General features: G+C 42.1%; 10 protein-coding genes. 3 read left to right on the top strand and 7 right to left on the bottom strand.

What is annotated here, in order from left to right; genetic code table 11:
• A partial coding sequence (locus CWB65_RS14435; protein ID WP_171047591.1) for a tyrosine-type recombinase/integrase occupies positions 1-342 on the top strand: 342 nt, incomplete at its 5' end.
• A gap of 228 nt (positions 343-570) precedes the next feature.
• Here the strand turns inward: CWB65_RS14435 and serS are convergent.
• The 6 genes from serS to lrp form a co-directional block, all read right to left on the bottom strand.
• Positions 571-1,875, bottom strand: coding sequence for a serine--tRNA ligase (serS, locus tag CWB65_RS14430; protein ID WP_008127231.1), 1,305 nt, complete (start codon positions 1,873-1,875; stop codon positions 571-573).
• 8 nt (positions 1,876-1,883) lie between these two features.
• On the bottom strand, positions 1,884-2,264 hold the full coding sequence (gene crcB / locus CWB65_RS14425; RefSeq protein ID WP_010556384.1) for a fluoride efflux transporter CrcB: 381 nt from the start codon (positions 2,262-2,264) through the stop codon (positions 1,884-1,886).
• Entirely contained in the window at positions 2,257-3,600 is a 1,344-nt protein-coding gene (locus tag CWB65_RS14420) for a replication-associated recombination protein A (protein ID WP_008127233.1), read from the bottom strand. The genes crcB and CWB65_RS14420 overlap by 8 nt, the downstream gene beginning before the upstream one ends.
• Positions 3,593-4,219 (bottom strand): outer membrane lipoprotein periplasmic chaperone LolA, encoded by a 627-nt coding sequence (lolA, locus tag CWB65_RS14415; protein WP_008127235.1) that lies wholly within the window; start codon positions 4,217-4,219, stop codon positions 3,593-3,595. The genes CWB65_RS14420 and lolA overlap by 8 nt, the downstream gene beginning before the upstream one ends.
• Positions 4,216-6,714 (bottom strand): DNA translocase FtsK, encoded by a 2,499-nt coding sequence (locus tag CWB65_RS14410; RefSeq protein ID WP_008127237.1) that lies wholly within the window; start codon positions 6,712-6,714, stop codon positions 4,216-4,218. The genes lolA and CWB65_RS14410 overlap by 4 nt, the downstream gene beginning before the upstream one ends.
• Positions 6,715-6,871: 157 nt before the next feature.
• On the bottom strand, positions 6,872-7,351 hold the full coding sequence (lrp, locus tag CWB65_RS14405; protein ID WP_006792871.1) for a leucine-responsive transcriptional regulator Lrp: 480 nt from the start codon (positions 7,349-7,351) through the stop codon (positions 6,872-6,874).
• A gap of 142 nt (positions 7,352-7,493) precedes the next feature.
• Here lrp and ald point away from each other — a divergent pair, with 142 nt between their 5' ends.
• On the top strand, positions 7,494-8,615 hold the full coding sequence (ald, locus tag CWB65_RS14400) for an alanine dehydrogenase (protein ID WP_006792872.1): 1,122 nt from the start codon (positions 7,494-7,496) through the stop codon (positions 8,613-8,615).
• A 69-nt stretch (positions 8,616-8,684) separates the two neighbouring features.
• Here the strand turns inward: ald and pssA are convergent, their stop codons facing one another.
• The gene (pssA, locus tag CWB65_RS14395; RefSeq protein ID WP_008128403.1) at positions 8,685-10,010 is read right to left on the bottom strand and encodes a CDP-diacylglycerol--serine O-phosphatidyltransferase; all 1,326 of its coding nucleotides are present in this window, start codon (positions 10,008-10,010) and stop codon (positions 8,685-8,687) included.
• 289 nt (positions 10,011-10,299) lie between these two features.
• Here pssA and trxB point away from each other — a divergent pair, with 289 nt between their 5' ends.
• A complete protein-coding gene (gene trxB / locus CWB65_RS14390; RefSeq protein ID WP_006792874.1) occupies positions 10,300-11,250 on the top strand; it encodes a thioredoxin-disulfide reductase in 951 nt (316 codons plus the stop codon).
• Positions 11,251-11,330: the final 80 nt, after the last annotated feature.

The raw sequence follows: 11,330 nt of genomic DNA, 5'->3' as shown, positions 1-11,330 counted from the left end.
AAAAAATATCCAAACCATAACAGACAATTAGGTTGGCAATATTTATTTTCATCACATAAATTAAGCATTGATCCTGAGAGTAAGCAGCTGAGGCGTCATCATATTGATGAAAAGCAATTACAACGCGCTGTTAAACAGGCTGCTGACGATGCAAAAATTAGGAAACACGTTACACCACATACCTTACGCCATTCATTTGCAACGCACCTATTGCAAAGTGGCGCTGATATTCGTACGGTTCAGGCACAATTAGGCCATAGTGATGTGCGAACAACCCAAATATATACTCATGTTTTACAACAAGGAGCCAATGGTGTTGTAAGCCCATTTTCGAGATTATAAAACCAGCAAAAGTTTTTAATTGTGTGTCACGCGTTAAAGTACGCCTTATACAAAAATAGCGTCGATAATGTATGAAGCCGATTCTTACACAATGAATTTCACTGCGAATTAATATCTCAGCTTTTACCTTTAACCTCGAACCTTTTCCTAAAACAAAAAAACCGCTGTTCGTTTAAAACAGCGGCTTTTCTACTTAAAACTTATAGCCAAAAAACTAATAGCTAAACCTTACGCTTTACCAATCACTTCAAGTCCACCCATGTATGGGCGTAATACTTCTGGTACTACTACTGAACCATCGGCTTGTTGGTAGTTTTCTAGTATGGCAACTAGTGTACGGCCAACGGCTAAACCTGAGCCATTTAGTGTATGTAGTAACTCTGGTTTTTTAGCCCCTTCACGGCGAAAACGTGCTTGCATACGGCGCGCTTGGAAATCAACCATGTTTGAACAAGATGAAATTTCACGGTAGGTATCTTGTGCCGGTAACCATACTTCTAAGTCGTATGTTTTAGCTGCGCCAAAGCCCATGTCGCCCATACATAAAATTACTTTACGGTATGGTAGTTCTAATGCTTGTAAAATTTGCTCTGCGTGGCCTGTTAGCTCTTCAAGCGCTTGCATTGAATCTTCTGGTTTAACTAGTTGTACTAGTTCAACTTTATCAAACTGATGCTGGCGAATTAAGCCGCGTGTATCGCGACCGTAGCTGCCCGCTTCACTTCTAAAACACGGTGTGTGCGCAGTTAAGCGAATCGGTAAATCGCTTTCGTCGTAAATCTCGTCGCGTGCGCTGTTAGTCAACGGTACTTCTGCTGTAGGGATTAAGCTAAAGCCAGCTTGTTGTTCACCGTCGTCGTTTACTAGGCCTAATGTATGGAATAAGTCGCCTGCAAACTTAGGTAATTGGCTTGTGCCGTATAGGCTTGCGCTGTTTACTAAGTACGGTACATACATTTCTGTATAGCCGTTTGTGTCTGTGTGGGTGTCTAGCATGTATTGCGTTAGTGCACGGTGCATACGTGCTACTTGGCCGCGCATTACTGTAAAACGTGCGCCACTAATTTTAACGCCCATTTCAAAATCTAGGCCGTTTAGGTCTTGCCCTACATCTACGTGATCTTTTACTTCAAAGTCGTACTTTTTAGGCGTGCCCCAGGTAAGTATTTCAACGTTGTCGTCTTCATCAGCGCCTTCTGGTACTGATTCGTCTGGTAAATTTGGAATTGCTAAAGCAATGTCGTTAATCGCGTTGAGTACTTCGTCTTGCGCTTTTTTAGTTGCGTCTAATTCGCTGCCTAAATTTGCCACTGCGTCTAATAGCGGCTGTGCGTCTTCGCCTTTCGCTTTTGCTTGGCCAATGGCTTTAGCACTGGCGTTACGTTGACTTTGAAGCTCTTGCGTTTTTACTTGTAATGTTTTGCGTTGCTCTTCAAGTTCTGTCACTTTTGCAACATCAAGCTCGTAGCCACGAGCCGCTAAGCGTGCTGCAGTTTGCTCAACGTCTTGTCGTAAATATTTAGAATCTAACATGTTAGTTTTTAACCTTTTTGCATTACCAGCTGAAGGCCCAGCCAAGCCATAAAAATACAGACCATCACATTTAAGATGATATTGAGGGCCATTTTAATAAAGTGACCTTGTTGTAACAACAACAACGAGTCCATTGAGAATGTTGAAAAGGTGGTTAATGCACCTAAAAAGCCAATACCTATAAGGGTTTTAGCGGGGCTTACAGTGATAATTTGTTTATCTATCAAACCGTATAAAACGCCCATTAACAATGAACCCAGAATATTAACCGCCAACGTACCAAAAGGGAATCCCCTACCAAGGAGTTTTAGCATGGTTTCGCTAATAAAAAACCGTAAACAAGCACCTGAAGCACCGCCAAGGGCGATCATCATATAAAGTTTAATCATTTTCGTATCGTTTAAGTGGGCTTTGCGCATCGCGCTCTTTTAGGTAATCGAGTTTTTGTTTAATTTTTTGCTCAAGGCCGCGATCGCTCGGCAGGTAATATTCCTTGCCGTCCATTTCTGGTGGTAAGTATTTTTCACCAGCGGCAAAGGCGCCCTCTTCGTTATGCGCATAACGGTACTCGGCGCCATAACCTAAGTCTTTCATTAAGTTGGTTGGTGCATTACGTAAATGCTCAGGCACTGGGTAACTTGGCTCGTTTTTGGCATCTGCCTTTGCTTGATTAAACGCCATATAAACCGCATTACTTTTGGGTGCGCTGGCCAAATATAAGGTGGCTTGTGCAATGGCGCGTTCGCCCTCACTTGGGCCTACACGCTGAAATATATCCCAAGCGTTTAATGCCACTTCCATCGCACGTGGGTCTGCGTTACCTATGTCTTCTGTGGCAATGGCAAGTAAACGCCTCGCTACATAAAGTGGGTCGCCGCCACCGGCTAAAATACGGCAATACCAATACAGCGCACCATCCGGTGAGCTGCCTCGTACCGATTTATGAAAAGCCGAGATTAAATCGTAAAATTCATCGCCACCTTTATCGTATTTAGCTAAATGGGTTGGCAGTACTTGGCTTAATACGTGCTCATCTACGTTGTATGTGCCGTTATGCTCGGTGGTTAAATCAACCGCTTGCTCAAGCAGGTTTAACACTTTGCGGGCATCGCCGCCGCTTGCTTGGCAAAGCGCCTTTTTGGCGTTATCGGCAATCACAATGTTTTTTTGGTTTAGCTGCTCATCTTGCTCAAGTGCGCGCTCTATTACTGTGTATAAGTCGGTATCGGCAAGCGACTTTAAAACATAAACGCGTGCGCGCGATAAAATCGCATTATTAAGTGCAAACGAGGGGTTTTCGGTTGTCGCGCCTACAAATATAAACGTGCCGTCTTCTATGTGAGGTAAAAATGCATCTTGCTGCGATTTGTTAAAGCGGTGTACTTCATCCACAAACATTAAAGTGCGTTGCCCGCGGCTTTGTAGGTTATCGTGCGCTTGCGTTACGCTGTCGCGAATATCTTTTACGCCTGCGGTCACAGCCGACATTTGTATAAGCTCGGCATCGGCGTGGTTTGCTATAATTTGCGCCAAGGTTGTTTTACCCACCCCTGGCGGCCCCCACAAAATTAAGCTATGGCAGCGCCCTGCAACAATAGCTTGATGCAAAGGTTTGTCACTACTAAGTAAATGCTGCTGACCTATGTATTCATCAAGCGTTGTTGGGCGCATTCGCGCCGCAAGTGGGCGTACATCGGGTCCAAAGTTAAAGCCTAAATTACTCACCGTGGCTTTGATCGTCTATTTCAACACCTTCTGGCGGTGTAAATTCAAATACTGTGGCGTCAAGCTCGGTGTTTACTTTAGCATCGTTAAAAGTAAACGATGAAAGTTGGCCCGAGTTATCTGTCACTACTAATGTTGCAAGGCCTGCTTGGTTATCCACAAACGTAATATCTAACTGCTCTACTTGGCTTTCTACGCCTTTATTTGGCGTAACACTATAGCCTGAGTCTGTTGCTTGAACACTGTATTTTTCCCATTGTGCAGGGTCTTTTGAGGTAAGTAATACAAACGGCGTTGAGTCTATTAAGCTGTGAGTATTCATTATGGTTACTTGCTCAGCAAAACTGTCGAAGTAATAGGTTTTATCACCATTAGATACAAATAAAGTATCGTCTGGGTTGGTTTGTTCCCAGCGTATCATCATAGGTTGTTTAAGGGCGATTGTACCCTCGCCTTGCATTACGGCTTGGCCTTCTTTGTCTGTTACTTTTTGTGCAAACTGCGCTTTAAAGCTTTTAAGTGTTGCCAGTTTGTCTTGCAGTGCTTGGCTGTCGTCTGCAAAACTCGGTGCGGCAATTAAGCCACTTAATACTAATAATAAACTGTTTAATTTTTTCATTGGTTTGCTCCATTAGGTACTAATACATCGCGAGCACCATTATGACCTGGTGAACTTACGATACCTGATGTTTCCATTTGTTCTACTAAGCGTGCTGCACGGTTATAGCCTACGCGTAACTTACGTTGTACTGATGAAACCGATACCTTGCCTGTCTCAATTACAAATGCGACCGCCTCGTCGTAAAGTGGGTCTGACTCTTCATCTGCACTTTCACTTGCTTCACCGGGTAGTAAAATATCTTCAGTGGCATCGCCATTAAGAATTTCATCTATGTAATTAGGTTTAGCACGCGCTTTCCAATCGTTAACGACTGCGTGTACTTCGTGGTCATCTACAAATGCGCCATGCACACGCTCTGGCACGCTTGTACCTGGCGGTAAATAAAGCATGTCACCCATACCGAGTAAGTTTTCGGCTCCTTGCTGGTCAAGTATGGTGCGCGAATCTATTTTACTTGATACCTGAAACGCCATACGCGTTGGTATATTGGCTTTAATTAAGCCTGTAATTACATCAACCGATGGACGCTGAGTGGCAAGTACTAAGTGAATCCCTGCTGCACGTGCTTTTTGCGCTATACGTGCAATAAGTTCTTCTACTTTTTTACCAACAATCATCATCATGTCGGCAAACTCATCAATTACCACAACAATGCTTGGTAGTTTTTCAAGCTCGTCGGGGCCGTCCTTCATACCGTCTGTGTCTTTAAAAAGTGGGTCCATAATGGGGTAGCCCGCTTCTTTGGCATCAAGTACTTTTTGGTTGTAACCTTTTAAATTACGCACACCCAACGCTGACATCAATTTATAACGACGTTCCATTTCACCTACACACCAACGCAGCGCGTTAGCCGCTTCTTTCATGTCGGTAACCACTTCACATAATAAATGCGGTATCCCCTCGTAAACCGAAAGTTCAAGCATTTTAGGGTCAATCATGATCATACGTACATCATCTGGGCCCGATTTATACAGTAAGCTTAATATCATTACATTAACGCCCACTGACTTACCCGAGCCCGTTGTACCAGCTACCAATAAATGTGGCATTTTACCTAAATCGGCACACACAGGTTGCCCTGCAATGTCTTTACCTAATACCATGGTAAGCGGTGATGGATTTTGCTCAAATTTAGGCGCATTTATTACTTCAGACAAGCGTACTATTTCACGGTGTTTGTTAGGCAGCTCTATACCTATGTAAGTTTTACCCGGAATAACTTCAACAACACGTACACTAATAGCTGAAAGCGAGCGGGCTAAATCTTTTGATAAACCGGTAATTTTAGACACCTTTATTCCCGGTGCTAAATCAAGCTCAAATCGCGTTACAACAGGCCCAGGATATACACCAACTACTGTAGCTTGTACGTTAAAGTCGAGAAGTTTTGTCTCTACAAGGCGTGATACAACATCAAGCTCTTCTTGCGAAATTGGGTTTTTAGCTTTATCGGGTCTGTCGAGTAAATCAAGCGACGGTAATGGGCCTGGTGGCGGCTCTTGGTCAAGCAGTTGTTCAAACTTTTCTTTTGCTGTTGGTGGTGGCTGATACGCAGGCTTTGCTTTTGGCATAGGCCTTGCTGGCGATACCACGGTTGTTACTGGTTTTTCAGGTTCTACAACTTGGCTTTGATCAAGCGCGTTTAATGCCGCTGCCGTATCCATTGGTTCATCATCTATTGCACTAAAGCCAATTTCTTGATCGAGTATATCGTCAAGCTCATCAAATGGGCTGTAGTCGTCGCTGATATGTGGCTCTGTAAAAGGCGTTTGCGGTTTATTAATGGCTTTTTGAGGTGCGTCGTTTTTTGCCTCTACTGGCGCTTCAAGCTGCTCAGTGAGGTCGTCGTTAAACTGAGCATCTGCATTGTCACTGTTTGTGTTTGCAGCAATTCGTTCTCTGTTTATCCAACCTTTTATGTACGAAGTAATAAAGCGATACAACCTAACCATTAAATCGCCTAGGTAATCTACAAAATCAACCCACGACACGCCTGTTAAAAGGGTTAATCCTGCAAAAAAGAAACACAATAGCAAAATTGATGTGCCGGTAAAATTAAACGCCGGCATCATGGCAGTCGCAATGACATCTCCCACTACCCCGCCTGATGAAAAATTATAAATATCGTCGAAGTTAATACTGCTAATTGCCGTAGCTGAGGTCACAAACAGGGCTAAGCCTATAATGCGAAGGGCTAATGTTGTGTAATCAAGCTGTAAAATACGGTGCGGCTGTTTAAACAATAAATAGCCGAATAACTGAATCGCCGCCGGAACTAAATACGCAAGCCACCCAAAAGTAAGCAGCAGTATATCGGCAACCCACGCACCGGCGGTGCCTGTAATATTTTTTACGTTTCTAAATTCGCCGGTTTGTGACCACGAAGGATCTGCCGGGTCAAAACTGATTAAGGCACATAAAATAAATATTGCAGCAAAGGTACTGATAATCAGCCCTGTTTCTAATAGTCTTTGCACACCGTTTAGGCGCATAACTTCCTATCCCTCTTATTATTCTATTTATTACACTTCAACAGCAGTCAAATACCTTAGCAGGAAATGCAATTTGATGCACTTTATCTTAATGTGTATGGCCTGATTATGAACACGTTTTTATAAATTTGAGTCTGTTTACCTTTAACAGTTAAACTTATGCAATGTAAGGGCGAATAATTACGCCGTCTTCACCTTTTACTTCTTCCATAACTACATAGGTTCGACTTTCACTCACGTTTGGCAACTTTAAAAGAATGTCTCCTAATACACCACGGTATTCTGACATATCATTAACACGCGTTTTAAGTAAGAAATCAAAATTACCCGACACTAGGTGACATTCTATTATTTCTTCGTGCTTTTTCACGGCTGCACTAAACTCGTCAAATACGTCTGGCGAGGTTTTGGTAATCGTAACTTCTACATACACCGATAACCCCTGCCCTAACTTAGCCGGATCGACCACCGCTTTGTATCCGAGTATGTAACCTTCTCGCTCAAGCTTTTTTACGCGCTCTAGGCAGGGCGTGGCGCTCAGGCCAACTCGTCGGGCCAGTTCAACATTTGAAAGACGCCCATCATGTTGTAATTCCATCAAAATTTTACGGTCTATTCTGTCTAATAACTGATGCATAAGGCTCACTAGTTTTTTACTCTGTTTATTTTTATTATTTAGATAATAACACTAGCTTGGTATTTAAAAAAGGTGAGACACACTGGCTTGTCATGAATATAATAGTGAAAAATTTCAATCCGTTCTTAATAAGGCAAATGTTATGATTATTGGTGTACCTAAAGAAATCAAAAACCATGAATACCGCGTAGGTATGGTTCCTGCTAGTGTTCGTGAATTAGTTAATCACGGCCACCAAGTGGTTGTAGAAACGAATGCAGGTATGGGTATTGGTTTTACAGATGAAGATTACACCCAAGCAGGTGCAGACATTTTAGCAACTGCGGCTGACGTTTTTGCAAACGCAGACATGATTGTAAAAGTAAAAGAACCACAAGCAGTTGAACGTGCAATGCTTCGTGAAGACCAAATTCTTTTCACTTACCTTCACCTTGCACCGGATCTTCCACAAACTGAAGACCTTGTTAAGAGCAAAGCGATTTGTATTGCTTATGAAACAGTGACTGACTCTCGTGGTGGTTTACCACTTTTAGCGCCAATGAGTGAAGTAGCTGGCCGTATGTCTATTCAAGCCGGTGCACAAGCCCTTGAAAAGTCTAACCACGGTCGTGGTATGTTACTAGGCGGTGTACCTGGTGTTGAGCCAGCTAAAGTTGTTGTTATCGGCGGCGGCATGGTTGGTCGTAGCGCTGCACAAATGGCTGTAGGCCTAGGTGCTGATGTTGTAGTACTTGACCGTAACATTGATGTACTACGTGCACTAGACGCGCAATTTGGTAATAAAGTAAAAGCTATTTACTCAACAGCTGATGCACTTGAAAAACACGTACTAGAAGCAGATTTAGTTATTGGTGGCGTACTAATCCCTGGTGCTGCTGCTCCTAAGCTTGTAACAGCAGAGCACATCAAAGCAATGAAGCCTGGCGCTGCTATTGTTGACGTTGCTATTGACCAAGGCGGTTGTATTGCAACATCTAAAGCAACAACGCATGCTGATCCTACTTTCATCGTTGATGAAGTTGTTCACTACTGTGTTGCGAATATGCCGGGTGCTGTTCCACGTACGTCTACATTTGCACTTAACAATGCAACATTGCCGTTTATCATTAACCTTGCAAACAAAGGTTACAAAAAGGCATTGCTAGACGACGCTAACTTCTTAAAAGGCTTAAATGTAATTAAAGGCCAAGTAACGTACAAAGAAGTTGCTGAAGCATTTAACATGGATTACGTTGACCCACGTACAGCGGTTGAAAACGCTTAATTAAGCGTTTGTACCAATAAAAAAAGCAGCTATAAAGCTGCTTTTTTTTATGTCTAATTTAAATTCAATCTAAATAAACCGTTTAATAATAAAGTCTACTTTTACCCGTTTTGCTTGGCCAAGTAACTTTTTAACTGGCTGAGGGTAATCTTCCATGGTTTCTAAATCGTCTGGCCCTGTTAGTCGGCGACAGTGCTTAAGAATTTCATGCTTTTCGTTATCAATTGCTTGCATAATAGTTTGCTCAGGATCTTCAATTAATATCCCGTTTTCTATGTCTAAGCCCCATGCTCGTGGGTTTAGGTTATGCCCACTCAATAAATGCTTTGATCTATCTGCACATATTCCTTTTAAATGGAAAGAGTTATTGTCGTGTTTCCAAAGGTATACATTTAAGTTACCGTTATCTATATGGCGTTTTTGTGTTTTAACAAATTTATGCAAAATAGTTTCGTATAAATAAGGCAACGCACCAATTTTACTAAACGGCTCACTAGGTGGCATATAAAAATCATTAGCGGTTTTATCGCCCACAACAATTGTAATATGTTTGCCTTGTTTCAAAAGCCTGCGTAACGAACGCATAAGCGGCGCAGGAAAATTGAAGTACGGTGTATAAAGTACTAACTCACGCTCTGTTGTATCAAAAAGGGCTTTGATCATACGATTAAGTTCGTTATGACGACGCCCAAGCCCTAAAAACAAGCGAATATTTAACGCATTATTGCTTGCTTGCTCAGCCGACTTATAACTTGCTGCTTTTAGATCACGCATAAATTGCTTTTGTTCAAGTTTAAAGTCAATTAATCGCTTGAGCGGACGCGTGTCGATTCGAGGCACTGCCACTGAACTCAATAGCTTTGATTCAATAAAGTCTATTACAGAGTCACACAGGCCTTTTTGCGTAATTAAAAAGTAACGGTCAAGCCTGTAGCGGTCACTGTGCTGTAAATACACATTATTTAAGCTAGCACCGCTGTAAAGCAACGTGTCGTCTATTACAAAACCTTTTAGGTGTAATACACCAAACAGCTCTTTCGCTTTTACCGGTACACCAAATACTTGTACATTTGATTTAAATTTTTCTAGATAGTCACAGTATAAACTTGCGTTCCCGTCTGATTTCTCAGCACCAATAAGCCCACGCTGGGCACGATGAAAATCGACCAGTACTTTTACTTCAAGTGCAGGGTTGGCTAAAGACGCATTGTGTAATGCCTCTAAAACTTCGCGGCCTGCTTCATCATCTTGCAAATAAAGCGCAGTAATATAAATGCGCTTTTTTGCGTTAGCGATTAAATTAAGTAATTGTGTGCGGTAATCTTGCGCATTGGTTAAGACGTTAACGTCTTTTGAAGTCAACCCAAATGCGGGTTTTTCCTGCCAAAATAACATAGTTGCCTATTCATTTAGGTCACATAATCTATCAGTGACAAATCAAAATTAGGTAAAACATAACAAAAAAAATCAAAGTGGTCATGAATTAACGACGTTTTGTTGCTTGTTAGTCTATTTATTGAGCTAGTTTACCCTGCAAGGCATAAAAGTATGTTTGTTTAGTACATAAAAATGAACAGGTTTTCGATTTACTAAAAAAAATAATCTCAGATTTTGTTTACTTCTGCCTTGTTTTTCTTAGAATCGAGCGCATTAATGACCGTATAGAATCGTTTAGGAAAATATCATGACTGAAGCAAAACATAGTAAGCTACTAATTTTAGGCTCTGGCCCAGCTGGTTACACAGCTGCAGTGTATGCAGCCCGTGCAAATTTAAACCCTGTTTTAATTACAGGTATGCAACAAGGTGGTCAATTGACTACTACCACTGAAGTTGAAAACTGGCCGGGTGATGCACACGGTTTAACAGGCCCTGCACTTATGGACCGCATGAAAGAGCATGCTGAACGCTTTGAAACCGAAATTGTGTTTGACCACATAAACAAAGTTGATGTTTCTAAACGCCCTTTCACACTAACTGGCGATCAAGGTACATACACATGTGATGCGCTTATCATTGCTACAGGCGCATCTGCAAAATACTTAGGTTTAGAGTCTGAAACAAACTTCCAAGGTCGTGGTGTATCGGCGTGTGCAACATGTGATGGCTTTTTCTATAAAGGTCAAAAAGTAGCAGTAGTTGGTGGTGGTAATACCGCAGTTGAAGAAGCACTATACTTATCTAACATTGCTGATGAAGTCCATGTAATTCACCGTCGTGACAGTTTCCGTAGTGAAAAAATTCTTGCTGATCGTCTTACTGAAAAAGCGGCAAACGGCAACGTGGTAATGCACTACAACCGTACACTAGACGAAGTTTTGGGCGACCAAATGGGTGTAACAGGCATTCGAATTAAAGATGTAGCATCTGATGCTACTGAAGATTTAGATTTGGCGGGAGTGTTTATTGCAATTGGCCACAAACCAAACACAGATATGTTTGAAGGCCAGCTAGAAATGAAAGACGGCTACCTAGTTGTTGAGTCAGGTCTTAACGGTAACGCAACGCAAACAAGCGTACCAGGTGTTTTTGCTGCAGGTGACGTGTCTGACCATATTTACCGCCAAGCGATTACATCTGCTGGAACAGGCTGTATGGCTGCCCTTGATGCAGAGCGCTATTTAGATAACCTATAACGTTTATTTTTCACAAAAGGGGCTGAGCAATCAGCCCCTTTTTTTACGCTTAAAATATAGTTACACTTTTAAAACAAATT

The organism is Pseudoalteromonas sp. S554 (genome assembly GCF_005930865.1).
Classification (GTDB): domain Bacteria; phylum Pseudomonadota; class Gammaproteobacteria; order Enterobacterales; family Alteromonadaceae; genus Pseudoalteromonas; species Pseudoalteromonas marina.
Note: the sequence above shows the minus strand (reverse complement) of the source record. Positions and strands in the feature narration are given on the sequence as shown.